Origin of the sequence: Mycobacterium sp. 852002-51152_SCH6134967, from assembly GCF_001667105.1 — a bacterium.
GTDB lineage: Bacteria > Actinomycetota > Actinomycetes > Mycobacteriales > Mycobacteriaceae > Mycobacterium > Mycobacterium neumannii_A.
Map to the genome: position 1 here is coordinate 21,551 of NZ_LZIK01000055.1, position 17,280 is coordinate 38,830.

The following is a 17,280-nucleotide window of genomic DNA, read 5'->3' on the forward strand; positions in this document are numbered from 1 at the left end:
CGGTGGGCGAGGCCCAGCTGCGGGACCTGATCCCCGCGGTGCTGGCAATCCTCGTCCGCCGCGGGGCGGATTTCGCGACCGCCGAGGACGCGGTTCAGGAGGCGCTTCTGCGCGCGCTCGACACCTGGCCGGACCGGCGCCCGGATGACCCGAAGGGGTGGCTGATCACCACCGCTTGGCGCCGGTTCGTCGACCTCACCCGGTCCGACGTCGCCCGGCACCGCCGCGAGCTGCAGGTCGCCGGCGAACCGGCGCCGGGTCCGGCAGCGCCGGTCGACGACACGCTGCAGCTGTACTTCCTGTGCGCGCATCCCAGCCTCACCTCCGCGTCGGCCGTCGCGCTGACTCTGAGGGCTGTGGGTGGCCTCACGACCCGCCAGATCGCCCAGGCCTACCTCGTACCGGAATCGACGATGGCACAACGGATCAGCAGGGCCAAACGCACCGTCAGCGAGGTCCGCCTCGACCGCCCCGGCGACCTCCACACCGTCCTGCGCGTGCTGTACCTGGTGTTCAACGAGGGCTACACCGGCGAAGTCGACCTCGCCGCCGAGGCGATCCGGCTCGCCCGCCAACTCGCTTCGGCCACCGACGATCCCGAGGTCGCGGGCCTGCTTGCGCTGTTCCTGCTGCACCATGCGCGGCGCCCGGCCCGCACACGCGCCAACGGCAGCCTCGTGCCGCTCGCCGAACAGGACCGGCGGCTGTGGCGGCGCGACCTGATCACCGAGGGCGTGGGCCTGCTGCAGGCCGCGTTGGCCAGGGACCGCCTGGGGGAGTACCAGGCGCAGGCCGCGATCGCCGCACTGCACGCCGACGCGCAGACCGCCGAGCAAACCGACTGGGTGCAGATCGTCGAGTGGTACGACGAGTTGGTCGGCCTCACGGACAGCCCGGTGGTGCGACTCAATCGCGCCGTCGCGGTCGGCGAGGCCGACGGAGCGCAAGCGGGGCTTGCGGCGCTGTCCGAGCTCGATCCGGCGCTTCCGCGCTACACCGCCTCTGCCGCATACCTCCACGAGCGGGCCGGCGAATTTGCCATGGCTGCAGAGCTTTACGTGGAGGCCGCTGCAAAAGCACAGAACCTCGCGGAGCGCAACCACCTCACCATGCAAGCGGCGAAGCTGCGCCAACGGCGCTCGGGGCGCTAGATCGGGGCCGCGCGATCGGACCAGGGCATCGCCTGCTCCAGCTGGGCGGCCAACCGGATCAGCAGCGACTCGCCCGCCAGCGGTGCGACGAACTGGACCCCCAGCGGCAGCCCGTCCGCGGTCCAGTGCAGCGGTAGCGAAATTGCCGGGCGCCCCGTCAGATTGGCGAGCTGGGTGTACGGCACCCAGCCGAGATTCTTGTCCACCATGTCGTCGACGATCTTGGTGAAGCGCAACACCTTTGCCGTGCGCGTCCTGATCAGCACGTCGGCGGCGCGCTGCAGCACGACCGGCAGGTCGAACTCGCCGATGGTCGGCGGCGGGGTCGCCAGCCCGGGCGTCAACAACAGGTCGTACGACTCGAAGAACGTGGTGAGCCTGCGCGTGTGCTCGTGACGCCGCTGCACGGCGTCCACGTAGTCGACGCCGCTCGTGGTTCTGCCGAGCGCGGCGAGGATGAGGGTGTCGCGTTCGAACGAATCGTCGCCGGCGCCCGAGATGCGTTTGGCCTCATCGAGTTCCCACGCCGTGTAGACGAACCACGTGAGCAGGAAGTCGCGCGCCAGGGCCGCTTCGTCGAAGGGGGCGCTCGGAAGTTCCTCGACGTGATGGCCGAGCTCGGTCAGCGCCCGTATGGTCGCCTCGACCGCGGCGGCGGCTTCCGGATGCGGGGACGGGTTGATCGCCGACGGGACCCGCACGCCGATACGAAGGGTGCCGGGATCGGCCCCCACACTGGACGCGAATGTCGTGGACGGAACACCGGGCACATACGGGCCCCACGGTTCGCCCCCGCGAATGACGTCGAGCATCGCCGCCGTGTCCCGCACGGTCCGCGACACCACGCCTTGTACGGCCGCGCCGTGCATGGACTCACCCGTCGCGGGTCCCGACGGCGTCAGCCCACGGCCCGGTTTGAGGCCGACCAGTCCACAGCACGCCGCGGGTATCCGAATAGAACCGCCGCCGTCGTTCGCCCCGGCGCACGGCACGATCCCTGCCGCGACCGCGGCAGCCGAGCCGCCCGACGAGCCGCCCGGCGTCCGGGTCAGGTCCCACGGATTGCGGGCAGGGCCCCACGCGTCCGGTTCGGTGATCCCCTTCGCCCCGAACTCGGGGGTGTTGGTCTTACCGAAGATGACCAATCCGGCGTCCTGCCACCGCCGCACGATCTCTGAGTGCTCGGCCACCGGTTTCGACATCAGGGCGCGCGATCCCCGCGACGTCGGCAGCCCGGCGTAGTCCTGGGCGAGGTCCTTGATCAGGAACGGAACCCCCGAGAACGGGCCTGACGCCGCATCCGCCGGTGAGGCCGGGACGTCGCGGACAATCGCGTTGATTCGCGGGTTGACCGCAGCGGCACGGTTTCTCGCCAGGTCCAGCAACTCCGCGGCGCTCAACTCTTTGTCGGCGACGAGCTTGGCCAACCCGGTGGCGTCGTGACGGCGGTATTCCTCGAAGTTCACCGTTCGACCGTACGTGGCGCCTCCTGAGCGGTGGGCGCCTCCTCGGCCGACGGGTCAGTGCACGGCCGAGCGCGGCCTGGCGCAACCGACGGAGACGGGCGCCAGGTTGGGGACTTTCGGTTGCTGCTTGCGCTCCTCGCGCGTGATCCGCCTGAGCAGTGCTCGCTCGTCACGCTTTTTCAAGGCGCGCCGGCGGTGAACCAGGAGGTCGAGTTGCTGCCAGCTGAGCCCGTCGAGCTCGCCGTCCTCGTCATGGGTGGCCACGACGACGCCTCCCCGCAGCAGGGGAACGGTCTTGGCGGTGAAAGTGCTGGTCGCCAGGAACAGCTCGGTGGCTTTTCGGTTGGGGCGCCGCTGGCAGCGCTGCGTCGACGGGCTGAACCAGAAGTCGAACTGCCGGTCGGCGCTGGTCAGGGATTGCAGACCCTGATCCTCTACGAGCTGGTCGATATCCGCGGTCGTGTACGCGCGGGTCTCATAAACGGTGCCGTTGGTGCTGAAGTACAGGACGGTGTTCATGGTGGATTCCCATTCGTCTCTTTCTTCGGTGTGATCCCCGGCCATGTGACCGGTCTGTTATCAAAGTTACCCGAGTGACGAAAGTGACAAACCTCGGTAACGATCTAATCACATCGAAAATGCGTCGAACCGCACGTCAGAGGCGGTTCACAGCGTTGAGAGATTGTTCGGCAGCGCGAGATCGCCGTCAGCCGAACTCGAGCAAGGTGTAAGCGCCGCGAAAGTTGCGCGTCGGCTTGAACCGCCAGAAGGCCGGAAACGCCTTCTCGAAGAACCAACCGCGCCCCGACGGCATCGGCAGATCGTGCACGGCGCGGATCCCGGGGATGGTGTCCGGGAGCGCGGCTAACTGCTCCGCCGACAGGCTGAAGGGCATCGGCGGAACGCGGTACCGGCGCGATGACCGCATCCCCTTGGGGGCGAGCTTCTTCACCAGGACCGGCGGGAGGTCGAAGACCATCTGGCCACCCGGGAAGCGCGCCGCGCACGCGGCGATCAGCCCCATGGCCTCGTCGGGCTGCAGATACATCAGCAACCCCTCCGCGGTGATGAAGACGCCGTTGCTGTCGTCGACCTTGTCCATCCACGAGTAGTCGAGCGCCGACTGGGCCAGCGTGGTGATCCGCGGCGATGCGGGCAGCAGGCACTCGCGCAGCTCGATGACTGGCGGTAGATCGACTGTCAGCCAGCGGAATTCGGCGTGAGGCAGGAAAGTGTTCAGGCGCCAGAAGCTGGTCTGCAGACCCTCGGCCAGCGCGACGACAGTGGCGCGCGGATGCTCCGACAGGTAGTGGCTCGCCGCCCGGTCGAACGCCAGCGAGCGCAGGCCCATCTCCTGGCCTTTGCGGCCGAACTTGTCGAAGTCGAAGTCGATCGCGTCGACGAGGCGGATCGCCATTGGATCGTCGATGATCGCGTTCGGATGACGGGCCTGATGCGCCCTTCCGTTCAGCGTCAGCAGCGCGGTCTCCGAGACCCCGGTGAGGGCGATGTCGTCGGCTTTCCGGTCCTCTGCGTCATCCACCACAACGAACGTACCCGGTGCGCAAAGGCGCGAGAATTCCTCAGCCGGCGAGCACGAAGGACAGGAAGAATCCGCCGGCGGTCGCAAACGCGTTGAGCGGGCGGCCGTGTTCGAACGCCTCCGGCATGAGGGTGTCGGCGAGTGACGCCAGGACCGCGCCGCCGGCGAAGGACAACGCGACCGCCAGCAGGGTGTCGTCCAATCCCGAAGCGACCGTACGACCCAGCACCACGGCGGCGGCCAGCAACAACGCGCACAGCGACCACGTCAGAACTACGGCGCGGGCGCTGGTCCCCGACTCGCGCATCGCGACCGCGCCGACGAGGGACTCCGGCAGGTTCGAGAAGAAGATCGCCACCAGCAGCGACAGCGACACACCGCCCACGAGCGAGACACCGAGCGCGAGGTTCTCCGGCACACCGTCCAACGTCACCGCGGCCAACAACGCGAACCCGACCCCGCCGCGCGCTCCCGAGTTGGCGACTTCGCGCGTGTCGGGCCCGGACTTCCCGCTGATGTATCTGTCCAGCGCGGTGTCGACGGCGACGAACGTGGCCGCGCCTGCGAGCAGGCCGAGACCCGAACGCACCGCACCGCCCATGTGGAAGGCCTCTTCGAACAGTTCGAACGCCAGCGCCGAGATGAGCGCCCCGCTCGCGAAGGCGAGCAGCACTCCCGTCACCCGTTTCGGCGGGCTCCATTTCGCTCCCACCAGTGAGCCGATGACGAGGGAGCTGGATGCGGCCAGGCCGAACCACACTGCGGTCAGCACGGCGGGTTGATGCCCCGACCTGTCGCTTCTCAAACCGGCGCGCACCACCGTGGCGATTGCCGCGGGCACGCGATGGGTATCTGAGCTCAGCGTCGAAGGGGAACACGTGACATCGCCACCAGAGCTGGGCTGTCCCAAACGGATGGAGTTCGGTCCGTGTGGTGGTGTGCGCCCCGACGGCCAGTGCGAGATGCGCCCGGGTCCGTGCACATTCGCCGACGTGGTGCCGTGGTCGAGGCCGCGACACGAACCCCGGCCGGTCAATCCACCCCTCGTGCTCACCGACTTCAGCAACGCCGCATTCGATGCGCAGGACGTCGCGGCAACCGCCGGTCTTCTTGCACCGTCGTGTGACGCCGTTCTGGTCGGCGAGCATCAGAACAAACCGGACTTCCCGCCCACGCTGATGGGCAGCCTGCTGCTCGACGCCGGTGTGGCGCCGTGGATCACGCTGTCGTGCCGCGACCGCAACCGGGTGGTTCTCGAGCAGGAACTGCGGGGGTTACTCAGTATCGGCGTCGACACCGCGTTGTGCGTGACGGGTGACGGTCGGGGCTATGACGTCCGCCCCGACGTGACGCAGACCTTCGACCTGGACGGGCCGCGCCTGGTCGAGCTCGCGGCGTCGATCGGCATGGTCGCCGCGGTACCCGAAACGCCGACGGCGCCGCCGGTACATGGACGGCCCGCCCGTCTGGTGGAAAAGCAGCGCGCCGGAGCCAGTTTGGCGGTTCTCAACCATGTGCCATTCCCGGCCATGATCGCCGACTTCATGCAGTCCGCTCGCGCCGCGGGCCTGTCCATCCCGGTGATCGCGGCGGTCGCGGTATTCACCGACAGCGTGTCCGCGGCCGTCCTGCAGGGGCTGCCCGGGCTCGAGCTCGACCCGTCGGTGACCGAACACGTCCTGGGCGCCGCAGACCCGGTGGCGGCGGGAATCGAGGCGGCGGTCGCCGAGGCGGAAGCGTTGTTGTCGATCGACGGAGTCGAAGGCGTGAACGTCTCCGGGCTGGCGTCGGCATCCGGTGCCCGCTTCGGCGCCGAGATCAAGGCCGAGGTGGGACGCCGCATCCAGGAGGTGGCAGCGTGAGTGAGGCGATGGAGGCCGAGTTCGACACGGTCGCCGAGTGGACGGCGCAGGTGGCCGCGGATCTGGGACCGGATTACCACATCCCCGCGGCGTGCCGGGGAAGCGGAAGCCCGGCCGCACTGGACTGGCTGATCGAGCGGATGGGGCTGGCGGCGGGTGACACGCTGCTGGACTGCGGCGCGGGTGTCGGCGGCCCGGCCGCGTACGCGGCGCAGGCGCGCTCGGTGCGACCGGTGCTCGTCGAGCCCGAAACCGGGGCATGCCGGGCGGCGAGCAGGTTGTTCGACCACCCGGTGCTCTGTGGGCTCGGCTCTGCGCTGCCGATCGCCGACTCGCGTTTCGACGCCGCGTGGTCGCTGGGCGTCCTGTGCACCACACCGGATCAGCTCACGCTTCTGAACGAGTTACGCCGCACGGTGCGACCCGGCGGGAGCGTCGGGCTGCTGGCGTTCGTGGCGCATCGCGCAATCCCTGGCGATCGACTTCCGGACAATCACTTCCCCACACCGGAGCGTCTCGACGAGCTCATCGGCCAAGCGTCCTTCGTCGTGGAGGAACGGCTGTGCACCGCCGATCTACCCGACATTCCAGCGGTGTGGACCGAACGCGCCGACAAGGCGGAGACCACGCTGTCCGAAAGGCACGGCCGCAAGCGGGCGTGGCGGCTGGCCGAAGAGCAGAGCGGCGACATCGGGCGGCTACTCGAAAACGGAACGCTGACCGGCGAACTCCTGATCCTGCGTCACGCGCGGTGACGGGCGGGTTTCGGTCCGTGGCTGTCCGGAAACCCTGACCCCATGGGCCGCACCGTACGTGGTCTCGCCGCCGCGGCCGCCTCGACGATGGGCGCCGTGGCCGTGCGTGATCTGTTTCAGCGCAGGCACGCACTCCTGCGAAACTTTCCCGTCGTCGGGCATGCGAGGTACTTACTCGAAGCCATCGGCCCGGAGTTGCGGCAGTACATCGTCGCGGCCAACGACGAGGAACGGCCCTTCACCCGGGACCAGCGACGGTGGGTGTACGCGTCGGCCAAGAAACAGAACAACTACTTCGGCTTCGGCACCGACAACGACCTGGAGTACACCTCCGGCTATCCGGTGATCAAACATCGCACGTTCGCCAAGACCGTCCCACCGTCGTCACCGGGCACCAGCCGCGAGATACAGGTGCCGTGCGCCAAGGTGATCGGGGCGGCCCGCGACCGACCCGGCGCGTTCCGGCCGAACTCGGTGGTCAACATCTCCGCGATGAGCTTCGGATCGCTGTCGGCCAATGCCGTCGAGGCGCTCAACAAGGGGGCCGCACTGGCCGACTGTCTCCACAACACCGGCGAGGGCGGCATCTCGCGCTACCACCGCCACGGCGGGGAACTGATCTTCCAGATCGGCACCGCCTACTTCGGGTGCCGGGACGCCGACGGTCGCTTCGATCTGGCCAAGCTCAAAGACGTGGTGGCGCGTGCGCCGGTGCGGGCGCTGGAGATCAAACTCAGCCAAGGGGCCAAGCCGACTCTGGGAGGGCTGCTGCCCGCACCGAAGGTCTCCGCCGAGATCGCCGCCGCTCGTGGAATCCCCGAGGGTCGCGACTGCGTGAGCCCATCGCGGCACGCAGAGTTCTCCGACGTCGACAGCCTTCTGGACTGGGTGGAACTGCTGGCCGCCGAGACGGGCCTGCCGGTGGGGATCAAGTCGGCCGTCGGTGATCTCGAGTTCTGGTGCGATCTGGCCGATCTCATGCGAGACACCGGCCGCGGCGTCGACTTCATATCCATCGATGGCGGCGAGGGTGGCACCGGCGCGGCACCGCTGATCTTCACCGACACCGTGTCGCTGCCCTTCCAACTCGGCTTCGCGCGGACGTACCGGATCTTCGCCGAGCGGGGCCTGCACGAGGATGTGGTCTTCATCGGCGCGGGCAAGCTCGGCCTGCCGGACAACGCCATCGTCGGCTTCGCGCTCGGCTGCGATCTGGTCTACGTCGCGCGCGAGGCGATGCTCGCGATCGGGTGCATCCAGGCGCTGAAATGCCACACCGACACCTGTCCGACCGGAGTCGCGACCCAGAACGCATGGTTGGCCCGTGGCCTGGTGCCCGACGTCAAGGCCGAGCGGGTCGCCAACTACGTCAGGACGCTGCGCCGCGACCTGGTCAAGGTGGCCGAGGCGTGCGGCGTCGAACATCCCGGATTGATCACCACCGAAGACGTCGACATCCTCGACACCCGCACCGATTCCACGCCGCTGCACGAGGTGTACGGCTACACACCGGACATGGGTATGCCGTCGGAAGCCGACCGCAAAGAGATCGTCCGGTTGATGACGCACGTCGGGCCCGAGGGGCATTCCGCGCCACCTTCGTCGTCCGCCGTCGGATGACCTGGCGCGGTCGTCCCGTGAGTGGGAGGCTGAAGCAGCGTCCTGGTCACCGGCCGCGATACACGTTTGTGCAATGACCGCGTGGGGGATGTACAGACAAGCCTTGAGCATTCTCAAGCATCGAAGCCGGAGGCCGCATGCAACCGATATCACCCACGGACCTGATCTTTCTGCTCGGCGAATCCCGGGAACACCCAATGCATGTCGGCGGTCTGACGCTGTACGTGCCACCGGACGGGGCCGGCCCCGACTTCCTACGGGACCTTTACGACACCCTGGTGGAGCAGACCGATGTGCAGCCGACCTTCCGCAAACATCCGGCGTTCTTCGGCGGGCTCACGAACCTGGTGTGGTCCTCCGACAAGGACATCGATCTCGAATACCATCTGCGCCGCTCGGCGCTCCCGGCGCCGGGCCGGGTGCGTGAGCTACTCGAGCTGGTCTCGAGATTGCACGGCACGCTGCTCGACCGCCACCGCCCGTTGTGGGAGGCGCACCTGATCGAGGGGCTGGCCGACGGACGCTTCGCGGTTTACACGAAGTTTCACCACTCGCTGATCGACGGCGTATCGGCAATGAAGCTGGTGCAGCGGACGCTTTCCACCGATCCGGGTGACACGTCGATTCAGGCACCGTGGAGCTTGCCGCCACGGCGCAGGTCGGGCCCGAAATCCGGTCCGTCACTGCTGCAGACGGTGAGCGAGGCCGCGAGCTCGGTCGCCGGTCTCGCACCGACCACGTTGTCGCTGGCGCGAGCCGCGCTCATCGAGCAGGAGCTCACCCTTCCGTTCCGCGCACCGAAGACGATGCTCAACGTCCGCATCGGCGGGGCGCGGCGGGTCGCGGCCCAGTCGTGGGCGTTGGAGCGCATCCAGAAGGTCAAAAGCGCTGCGGGCGTGACCGTCAACGACGTCGTGCTGGCCATGTGTGCGGGGGCGCTGCGGGAGTATCTGGCCGACGAACGCGCGTTGCCGGACACGCCGCTGGTCGCGATGGTTCCGGTGAATCTGCGCACCGAGAAGGACGCCGAGGGCGGTGGGAACCTGGTGGGCGCAATCCTGTGCAATCTCGCCACCGATCTCGAGGATCCCGTGCAGCGGCTGGAAGCGATCGCCACGTCGATGCGCGACAACAAGAAAGTCTTCTCCGAACTGCCGCGGGTTCAGCAGTTGGCTTTGTCGGCGTTGTTGGTGGGCGGGCTGGCGCTCGGATTGCTGCCGGGCTTCGTCTCCACTTCGCCACCGCCGTTCAACATCGTGATCTCCAACGTGCCCGGCGCCAGGCAGCCGATGTACTGGAACGGCGCCCGACTCGACGGCAACTACCCGTTCTCGATTCCGCTCGACGGGCAGGCGCTCAACATCACGTTGGCCAACAACGCCGACAACCTCGACTTCGGGTTGGTCGGCGACCGGCGGAGCGTGCCGTCGCTTCAGCGGCTGCTCGGCCACCTCGAGACGTCGCTGAAGGATCTGGAGCGCGCGGTCGGCGTCTAACGGACGCGCCACCCGTCGGGCATCCCGTCGCGCTTTCGGTATAGCGTTCCCGCTATGAGTCGAGTGTCGATCATCACCGGTGGCGCCGGTGGCATGGGCCAGGCGACTGCCCGCATCCTCGGACATGACCATGCCCTGGTCCTGTGCGACGTCAGGAAGGACCGGCTCGACACCGCGGCCGCGGAGTTGGCCGACGCGGGCATCACCGTCACCGCCGTGCACTGTGATGTCACCGACCGGGCGGCGGTCGATCGGCTCTTCGAGACGGCGACCGGCGTGGGCACGATCGCCTCGGTGGTTCACACCGCGGGCGTGAGCCCCAGCATGGGTGACGCCGAATATGTGATGCGCACCAACGCGATCGGCACGGTCAACGTCAACGAGGCGTTCTTCGAGGCGGCCTCCGAGGGCGCCGCGATCGTCAACGTCGCATCCATGGCCGCGCACCTGCTGCCCGACGAGATGATCCCCAAAAACAAGTTCCCGCAAGCGATGGCCGATCAGGACGCGTTTATGGCCGACATGCTTGCCGCGTGCGACATCGCCGGGCCGGAGGCGCGTTCGGGCATTGCCTACGCCGTCAGCAAGAGCTTCGTGCGGTGGTACAGCTCGTCACAGGCCGAACGGTTCAACGGCAAGGGCCTGCGCATCGTCTCGGTCTCCCCGGGATCCGTCGACACCGAGATGGGCAGGCTGGAGGAGCAGGCAGGCGCAGGCGCGATGGTCACCGACGCCGCCGTCCCGCGGTGGGGCACACCGCAGGAGATGGCCGAGCTGTTCGCGTTCTGCGTCAGTCCCAAGGCGGGCTACCTCACCGGCACCGACATCCTCAACGACGGCGGAGTGGTCGCCTCCATGACGGAACGGGCGCGCAAGGCCGCCGAAAGCGCCTGAGGCGCAACGCTAAACGTGTGACGGTAGCGGGCCGGCCAGTTTGGCCGGGCGGCACCACAGGGCGGCCGTCGCGCAGAACACCATCGCCACCCCGAAGGCCACCTGCACGTTGAACACGTCGGCCGCGCCGCCGAGCACGGCCGCGGCGATGGGACGTGAACCGAGGAAGCCGACCAGCCAGAGCGCCATGATGCGCCCGCGCAACGGCTCGGGCGCCCGCTCCTGCACGACGGTACTCAGCCCGGTCATCGCCCAACCGAAACCCAGTCCGGCAAGGACGAACCCCGCGATGGCCACCGCGGTCACCGGCGCGGCCGCGAGCACCGCACACCCGAACCCGAGCCCTGCCAGCCCGATCGCCGACACGTTCTGCGACGCGATCCGGCCGCGCAGCAACGCCAAGGTCGCCATGCCGACCGCCGCGCCTACACCGAACACCGCGGACAGCGTTCCGACCAGGCTGGCCCCGCCGCCGAGTTCGTCGGCCAACGACGGGGTCAGTGTGATCGACGAGTCGGACGCCAGGCCGACGGTGGTCACCGCGAGCAGCGCCAGCAACAGCGGGCGATCGCGCCACACGTATCGCAGCGCCACGCGCACGCGGTAATCGGTGTCGGCGAGCCGCGTCGGCGGTGCGGGGAACCGCACGGCGAGAAGGAAGAACGCGAACACGAGATGCAGAACCGCGCTGACCGCGAACGCGGCTCCGGCCCCCAGATGCGCGGCGATGTACGCGCCCGCCGCGGGGCCGACGATGCGCCCGATGGTCATGGGGAAGCTGTTGAGCGCCATGGCCGTCGACAGTTCACCGTCGCGGATGAGGTTCGGCACGATCGACTGCATCGCCGGTCCGCCCACCACGAAGCCGAACCCGACCAGCAAGGTGCCCAGGAGTACGGGAACCGCATCGGAGATGTCGTGTCCTGCGGGGTCGGCGAACAACCACACCGCCGTGAATCCGGAACCGGCCACACACAACACCCGGCCGAGCAGGATCTGCCGCGCGGGGTTGCCGGTGTCGGCCCACTTGCCGCTCATGGGGCTGAGGATCAGCTGGGGCGCGAACTGGACGACGCCGACCAACCCCACCATGAGGGCTGACCGCGTCGCGTCGAACATCACGATCGCGGCGACGATGCCGTGCGTCCAGACCGCCACGACCGAGAAGATCTTTCCCCAGAACAACGCGCCGAACACCGGATCGAACATCAACCCGAGCGCACCGCGTTCCTGCGGTGGGGCGGTGGCTTCGGCGGTCATCGGGCCGACGCCCCTTCGAACCGTTCGGCCAACCGGTCGAGAAGATCGACCAGGGTGTCGACGCTGGCGTCGGGCCAGTCCTCGATCATCTCGGCGACCAGTTCACGCCTGCGGTCGGTCACCGTCTGCGAGGCCTCGTGCCCGGCCTCGGTCAGCACGAGCATGCAGCGGCGCTGATCGTCGGCGGCGAACGTCTTCGTCACCAGGCCTGCGGCGACGACGGCGGCCACCGACCGGCTCGCGGTGGAGTGGTCGACGGCAAGGAAGTCGGCGACGTCGCGGATGGAGGCGCCGCCGGAAAGCTGCTGGCACTGCTCGACCGCGCGCAGCACCCGCAGGGTCGACGCGCTGGTCACGGGGCCTGCGCCGTCGAGAAGACGATCCCGCCAACCGGGCCGCTGCCGCGCGACCGCGATGCGGGTCAGCAGTTCGTCGAGTTGGTCGTATCGTGACGGCGCCACTAAGTATGCATAGCACATACATATATCTGGGACGAAATCGAGGCCGGCGATGATCATCGCGTGCGGCCGGTAGTGGTCGCTCCGCGTGTGGGAGCCGCTTCAGGACGGTGAAAGGATGAGGCGTGACGTCGCGTCTGCACGATCCCGACTGGCGAGGCTTCGCCAGCGACAACAATGCCGGTGTACATCCGGAGGTGCTCGCCGCCCTGGCCGCCGCCAACGGCGGCCACCAACCCGCATACGGACAGGACGCGTACACCGCGCGGTTGCAGGAGGTGATCGGCGAACACTTCGGCGCGGGCGCCGAGGTCTACCCGGTCTTCAACGGCACCGGCGCGAACGTGGTTGCGCTGACCAGTGTTCTGCCGCGCTGGGGCGCCGTCGTCAGCGCGTCGACGGCCCACATCCACACCGACGAAGCGGGCGCTCCCGAGCGCATGACCGGGATCAAGCTGCTGACGGTGCCTACCACCGACGGCAAGCTGACCCCCCAACTCGTCGCCCGCGAGGCGTGGGGTTGGGGTGACGAGCATCGGGCCCAGCCGCTTGCGGTGAGCATCACGCAGACGACCGAGATGGGCACCGTGTACACGCCGGACGAGGTGCAGGCGGTGGCGGACTTCGCCCACGCCAACGGGATGGCGGTGCACATGGACGGGGCGCGGCTGTGGAATGCGGCAGCGGCGCTCGGCGTGCCGTTCCGGGCGTTCACCACGGATGCGGGGGTCGACGTCCTCAGCTTGGGCGGCACGAAGAACGGCCTGCTCGGCGCCGAGGCGGTGGTCGTGCTCGATACAGCCCGTGCTCACGGGCTGAAGTATCTGCGGAAACTGACGATGCAGCTGGCGAGCAAGATGCGCTTCACTTCGGTGCAGCTGCTGACGCTGTTCGAGAACGACCTCGGCCTGCGCAGCGCCGCGCACGCGAACGCGATGACGGCGCGGCTGCGCTCGGCCCTCGAGGCCCACATCGCCGAGAGACGGCTGACCGGGCTCGCATTCACCCAGGAGAGCCCGGCGAACGCGATCTTCGCGTCGCTGCCGACCGATGCGGCCGACCGCATTCGCGAGCGGGTGCGGTTCTACGACTGGGACCGCTCGCGCGGCGAGGTGCGCTGGATGACGGCGTGGGACACCACCGAGGCGGACGTCGACGAGTTCGTGACGGCGATCCTCGCCGAGATGTGATTTGGGTGCGGTTTGTCGCGCTGAGCGCAACGAACTGCACCGAAGTCGCACTGGCATGATGCCGGGGTGACTTACCGCGTCCCAACCCTCGCCGAGATCGTCGCCACGCTCGAGGTGGACCGACGCGGCGACCGGCACTTCGTCGCGACGCAACTAGACAACCCGGCACACCACATCGTCGGCGGACACATCGCCGGCCAGGCTCTGATGGCGGCCAGCAGGACCGCTCCCGGCCGCACGCCGCACAGCGCGCACGTCTACTACGTGCGCGCAGGCGATGCCCGCTATCCGGTCGACCTGCACGTTGACGTGGCACGCGACGGCGGAACGCTGTCGACACGTCAGGTCACCGCGGTCCAGGACGACCAGATTCTGCTCGAGGCGCTGGTGTCGCTGAGCGCGCCCGTCGATTCACTCGACTATCACCAGCCGATTCCCGATGTACCACAACCGGATTCGCTTGCGCCGGTGCAGCAGCAACTGGCGGACTTCGCCGATGAGCACAACGGCTTCTGGGTGCGGCCGCAGCCGTTCGACCTGCGCTACATCGATGCGCCACCGCGCTTGGCGCTCGAGCTCGGCGAACCGTCGCCGCGGATGCGGATGTGGTGGCGGCCAGGTGAGCCGGTGGCCGACGACGAGGTGCTGCACAGCTGCCTGCTGGCCTACCTGTCGGGCACGACGATGGTCGAGACGGCGCTCGCCATGCGCGGCGCCACCCCGATCGGCACGTTCAACGCGCTGATCGACCACGCGCTGTGGTTCCACCGGCCGGTCGACATGTCGGATTGGGTGCTGTCCGACCAGTTTTCGCCCAGCGGTGTCGCCGGTCGCGGGCTGACCACGTCGACGATGTACAACCGGGCCGGACAGCTGGTGTGCCTGGCGACCCAGGAACTGTATTTCGGCCGGGCCGCCGCCTGAACCTCACCGTCCTGTCGCACCGTCGATCTGTTCGCGCAGGATGTCCATATGGCCCGCGTGCCGACCGGTCTCCTCGATCATGTGGACCAGCGCCCACCGCATCGAGGGCTCGGACCCGCCCTTGGCCGGTCGTGGCGCGCGCGACTCCAGGTCCTCACAAGCGGCGATGACCGCGTTGGCCCGCCTGATCGCATCCCGGTAGGCGTCGATCAGACCCTCGATGGTTTCGGCAGGCCCCGCCTGAAAGGTCGCCGGCCAGTCGTCGACGTGTTCGCCGAGGAACGTGTAGCGCTCCACGTGCGCAAGGTGTTTGAGCAACCCGAGCACGTTCGTGCCCGACGGCACACCCGCGGTGCGCACCGCGGGTTCGGGTGCACCATGCACCTTGTCGACGACGCAGGTCCGCAGGTAGTCGAGAAACCCGACCAGTACCTCCTTCTCCGTCGAACCGGTAGACGGTGGCCGGTGGTCTCGGCGTCGTTGCGGCACCGTTGAACTATCTCATCTGAGCCGGCGGCGGACTAGCCCTCGTGGGGGCCCATGGAGCCGAGCGTGAAGATGCGTACCTGGCCTTCCACGCGCGCATGGCATTGCGACAGAAGGGGTTCGGACAACTCCTCGTGCAGGATGACCTCGATGGGTCCGGCTTCGCCGTCGAGCAGGACCCGGATCAGGTGCTCACCGCGTTCGACGTGCAACGGATGCAGCGCGTCGATCCGGTCGTCGCCGTAGCGCTCACGGGCGAAGTACTGGGCGGCCTGCACGGCGTGCGGAAGCGATGTGCGTCCGCGCAGGAAACGGTTGTCCAACCGGCCCTCAAGGTACAGGCGTACCAGTCCCGCGGCGTCCGCGGAGTCCACCCTCCCGTAACACAGCCCTTCCGGCAGGATGAGCATGGTCGCGGCGAACCGGTCGCCACCGAGATGCGAACACTCCCAAGTGAATTCCGGGTACTCCGCAGCGATCGCGCGGCATGCGCTGCGGCCGCGCACCGCACAACACTGGTCATGCTTGCCGTGTGAGCAGATCGCGATCAGCGGATCGGTCGTGATGCTCCCGTCGCTGCCGTCGAGTGCGAGCTCGAGAAGGTCACGAGGGTCGTCGACCTCTCCGTGGTGCAGTGCCTCCTCGCCGACGCCGCAGTGCGCCACATACCAGCGCCACCGCGGTGTGTCGGGTCGACGGCCGTGCTTGCGGATCGCGGCGATGCGCATACCCGCCTTCTCGGCCCGACGCACGATCGCGCGGCCGAGTTGCGGGTCAATGCTGGTCGGCGACTGCAGGAACGCCGACGGTCCCCAGGCGCCGCTCAACTCGAGCAGCAGCCACGCCGAGCCCGCCGACGCGGTGCCGTACATCGGGTCGTCGCGGGCCAGCGATTGATCGCTGCACGGGATTCTCCTGGCGACCGTCATCCGGCGTCTGCCGGCGAGTTCCGTTGAACGGGAACGACGCTGCTGACGGGAACGAGGACGCCCTCCCGCAACAATCGCCGGATGAGGACCGTTGCGTCGGCGACGTCCAAGCCGGGCGTGTCGGCCGCGTCGACGACGGCTCCTTCGTGCAGCGCACGAACGGCCGCACCACAGGTCTGCGGGAACGCGATGGTCCGGTCCGGCAGGCGCAACACGATCCGGTCACCGGACTGGTCGACGGTTGCGCTCAGCCCGTGTCGCCACCGGACGGCCGTCTCCCCGGCTCGCTCGGATGCTGCAAGGGAGGCCAGCGGCCGCACGGCCACGGGTCGGGTCCGGTCGGCGTGACGCCGTGCCAAGTGCGCGGCAGCGCCCGCGCTCAGGGCCGCCGCGTCGTCTCGCAGCGACCCGACCATTTCCGCCATGACCTTCGACACCGTCGCCATCGTCTCATCCGCATCGGCGACACCCATGGGCAGAGACCCACGGAAGGCCGCGTCGGCGGCCAACTGGTCGACGACGGCGCGCGCCACGTCGACCGCCGTCACCGAGGAGATCCCGATGGTGAGGTGGATCGACGTCATCTGCAACGCCTGTGCCGAATGCACCCACCCGCGCGGCAGGTAGAGGGCGTCGCCCTCCTCGAGCACCGTGTTGATGACCGGTAGATCCTGCGCCACCCGCTTCTCGATCGCCGCGCGATGCCCCGTCCACGGCTGCGAGGGCAGCGGGTGCTCGTACACCGGCTCGTGCACGATCCAGCGCTTCTGACCCGACACCTGCAGGACGAAGACGTCGTGCACGTCGTAGTGCGGATCGAAACCCCGGTTCACCGGCGGGGTGATGTAGGCGTTGGCCTGCACCGGGTGGCCGAACTCGTCGACCGCCTGCCGGACGAAGTCGATGAGCGGAGGCCACAGCCGGTGCAGGCCCTGCAGCACTATCGTTGCGCCTGAGGCGAACTGACTCAGCAGCTTGGCCGAGTCGATCTGGTCGGCAATCTCCGCGCCAAAGCCGGCGGGCCCCAGATAGCAGTCCTTGGGCAGGACGTCGCCCTCTTTGGCCAGCCGGATGAACGGCGCGCGCACCCCGCGCTCGGCGATCAGTTCGTCGACCGTTTCGGGCGAGAGCAGATCGCTGAAGTCGCGGGGTAGCGCGTCGGCCCGGGTGAGCAACGGTTGACGGCCCCAGTACTCGTCGGCGAACCGTCGGGCGTCAACCGCAGCGCAGCGCCGAAGCATCATCG

At 68.5% G+C, this 17,280-nt stretch carries 17 protein-coding genes; 8 read left to right on the forward strand and 9 right to left on the reverse strand.

What is annotated here, in order from left to right; genetic code table 11:
• Positions 1-2 precede the first annotated feature (2 nt).
• Positions 3-1,151: an RNA polymerase sigma factor gene (locus A5790_RS16465; RefSeq protein ID WP_066846336.1), complete on the forward strand. Its 1,149-nt coding sequence runs from the start codon at positions 3-5 to the stop codon at positions 1,149-1,151.
• On the opposite strand, the gene A5790_RS16470 is transcribed toward A5790_RS16465, so the two are convergent.
• The 4 genes from A5790_RS16470 to A5790_RS16485 all read right to left on the reverse strand — a co-directional run bounded on the left by A5790_RS16470 (position 1,148) and on the right by A5790_RS16485 (position 5,001).
• Positions 1,148-2,617 carry an amidase gene (locus tag A5790_RS16470; protein ID WP_066846339.1) on the reverse strand — a complete coding sequence of 490 codons (1,470 nt, stop codon included), beginning with the start codon at positions 2,615-2,617 and terminating at the stop codon, positions 1,148-1,150. The two genes, A5790_RS16465 and A5790_RS16470, sit on opposite strands and share 4 nt — an antisense overlap.
• 54 nt (positions 2,618-2,671) lie before the next feature.
• Positions 2,672-3,136 carry a hypothetical protein gene (locus A5790_RS16475; RefSeq protein ID WP_066846501.1) on the reverse strand — a complete coding sequence of 155 codons (465 nt, stop codon included), beginning with the start codon at positions 3,134-3,136 and terminating at the stop codon, positions 2,672-2,674.
• Positions 3,137-3,323: 187 nt separating this feature from the next.
• Entirely contained in the window at positions 3,324-4,163 is an 840-nt protein-coding gene (locus tag A5790_RS16480; RefSeq protein ID WP_369829789.1) for a class I SAM-dependent methyltransferase, read from the reverse strand.
• A 37-nt stretch (positions 4,164-4,200) separates the two neighbouring features.
• Positions 4,201-5,001 carry a ZIP family metal transporter gene (locus tag A5790_RS16485; RefSeq protein ID WP_231987816.1) on the reverse strand — a complete coding sequence of 267 codons (801 nt, stop codon included), beginning with the start codon at positions 4,999-5,001 and terminating at the stop codon, positions 4,201-4,203.
• A 73-nt stretch (positions 5,002-5,074) separates the two neighbouring features.
• Here A5790_RS16485 and A5790_RS16490 point away from each other — a divergent pair, with 73 nt between their 5' ends.
• From A5790_RS16490 to A5790_RS16510, 5 genes are all read left to right on the forward strand, one after another.
• Positions 5,075-6,022, forward strand: a complete 948-nt coding sequence (locus A5790_RS16490) for a methylenetetrahydrofolate reductase (RefSeq protein ID WP_066846342.1) — start codon at positions 5,075-5,077, stop codon at positions 6,020-6,022.
• On the forward strand, positions 6,019-6,777 hold the full coding sequence (locus A5790_RS16495; RefSeq protein ID WP_231987817.1) for a class I SAM-dependent methyltransferase: 759 nt from the start codon (positions 6,019-6,021) through the stop codon (positions 6,775-6,777). Before A5790_RS16490 ends, A5790_RS16495 begins: the two co-directional genes overlap by 4 nt.
• A gap of 42 nt (positions 6,778-6,819) precedes the next feature.
• A complete protein-coding gene (locus A5790_RS16500) occupies positions 6,820-8,397 on the forward strand; it encodes an FMN-binding glutamate synthase family protein (RefSeq protein ID WP_066846345.1) in 1,578 nt (525 codons plus the stop codon).
• A 137-nt stretch (positions 8,398-8,534) separates the two neighbouring features.
• Positions 8,535-9,893 (forward strand): wax ester/triacylglycerol synthase family O-acyltransferase, encoded by a 1,359-nt coding sequence (locus A5790_RS16505; protein ID WP_066846349.1) that lies wholly within the window; start codon positions 8,535-8,537, stop codon positions 9,891-9,893.
• Between the two features lie 54 nt (positions 9,894-9,947).
• Positions 9,948-10,787: an SDR family oxidoreductase gene (locus A5790_RS16510; protein WP_066846352.1), complete on the forward strand. Its 840-nt coding sequence runs from the start codon at positions 9,948-9,950 to the stop codon at positions 10,785-10,787.
• Positions 10,788-10,796: 9 nt separating this feature from the next.
• Here the strand turns inward: A5790_RS16510 and A5790_RS16515 are convergent, their stop codons facing one another.
• Both A5790_RS16515 and A5790_RS16520 read right to left on the reverse strand, forming a co-directional pair.
• Complete coding sequence (locus A5790_RS16515; RefSeq protein ID WP_066846353.1) at positions 10,797-12,047, reverse strand: MFS transporter; 1,251 nt, start codon at positions 12,045-12,047, stop codon at positions 10,797-10,799.
• Positions 12,044-12,526 carry a MarR family winged helix-turn-helix transcriptional regulator gene (locus A5790_RS16520; protein ID WP_066846356.1) on the reverse strand — a complete coding sequence of 161 codons (483 nt, stop codon included), beginning with the start codon at positions 12,524-12,526 and terminating at the stop codon, positions 12,044-12,046. Before A5790_RS16520 ends, A5790_RS16515 begins: the two co-directional genes overlap by 4 nt.
• A 104-nt stretch (positions 12,527-12,630) precedes the next feature.
• Between A5790_RS16520 and A5790_RS16525 the strand changes: the two genes are divergently transcribed.
• Together A5790_RS16525 and A5790_RS16530 are read left to right on the forward strand one after the other, a co-directional pair.
• The gene (locus A5790_RS16525; protein WP_066846359.1) at positions 12,631-13,695 is read left to right on the forward strand and encodes a low specificity L-threonine aldolase; all 1,065 of its coding nucleotides are present in this window, start codon (positions 12,631-12,633) and stop codon (positions 13,693-13,695) included.
• Positions 13,696-13,761: 66 nt separating this feature from the next.
• Positions 13,762-14,619: an acyl-CoA thioesterase II gene (locus tag A5790_RS16530; protein ID WP_066846362.1), complete on the forward strand. Its 858-nt coding sequence runs from the start codon at positions 13,762-13,764 to the stop codon at positions 14,617-14,619.
• 3 nt (positions 14,620-14,622) lie between these two features.
• Here the strand turns inward: A5790_RS16530 and A5790_RS16535 are convergent, their stop codons facing one another.
• From A5790_RS16535 to A5790_RS16545, 3 genes are read right to left on the reverse strand one after another with little or no spacing between them, the layout of a single operon-like run.
• A complete protein-coding gene (locus A5790_RS16535) occupies positions 14,623-15,108 on the reverse strand; it encodes a DinB family protein (protein WP_066846365.1) in 486 nt (161 codons plus the stop codon).
• A 32-nt stretch (positions 15,109-15,140) separates the two neighbouring features.
• Entirely contained in the window at positions 15,141-16,034 is an 894-nt protein-coding gene (locus tag A5790_RS16540) for a sucrase ferredoxin (protein ID WP_066846368.1), read from the reverse strand.
• A complete protein-coding gene (locus tag A5790_RS16545; RefSeq protein WP_066846514.1) occupies positions 16,031-17,275 on the reverse strand; it encodes a cupin domain-containing protein in 1,245 nt (414 codons plus the stop codon). The genes A5790_RS16540 and A5790_RS16545 overlap by 4 nt, the downstream gene beginning before the upstream one ends.
• Positions 17,276-17,280 lie beyond the last annotated feature (5 nt).

Bases quoted from the DNA above. Each gene is read 5' to 3' on its own strand.
- A5790_RS16515 (WP_066846353.1), bottom strand. From the start codon at position 12,047: ATGACCGCCGAAGCCACCGCCCCACCGCAGGAACGCGGTGCGCTCGGG.
- A5790_RS16540 (WP_066846368.1), bottom strand. From the start codon at position 16,034: ATGACGGTCGCCAGGAGAATCCCGTGCAGCGATCAATCGCTGGCCCGC.
- A5790_RS16510 (WP_066846352.1), top strand. From the start codon at position 9,948: ATGAGTCGAGTGTCGATCATCACCGGTGGCGCCGGTGGCATGGGCCAG.
- A5790_RS16520 (WP_066846356.1), bottom strand. From the start codon at position 12,526: ATGTGCTATGCATACTTAGTGGCGCCGTCACGATACGACCAACTCGAC.
- A5790_RS16500 (WP_066846345.1), top strand. From the start codon at position 6,820: ATGGGCCGCACCGTACGTGGTCTCGCCGCCGCGGCCGCCTCGACGATG.
- A5790_RS16490 (WP_066846342.1), top strand. From the start codon at position 5,075: ATGGAGTTCGGTCCGTGTGGTGGTGTGCGCCCCGACGGCCAGTGCGAG.
- A5790_RS16545 (WP_066846514.1), bottom strand. From the start codon at position 17,275: ATGCTTCGGCGCTGCGCTGCGGTTGACGCCCGACGGTTCGCCGACGAG.
- A5790_RS16505 (WP_066846349.1), top strand. From the start codon at position 8,535: ATGCAACCGATATCACCCACGGACCTGATCTTTCTGCTCGGCGAATCC.
- A5790_RS16475 (WP_066846501.1), bottom strand. From the start codon at position 3,136: ATGAACACCGTCCTGTACTTCAGCACCAACGGCACCGTTTATGAGACC.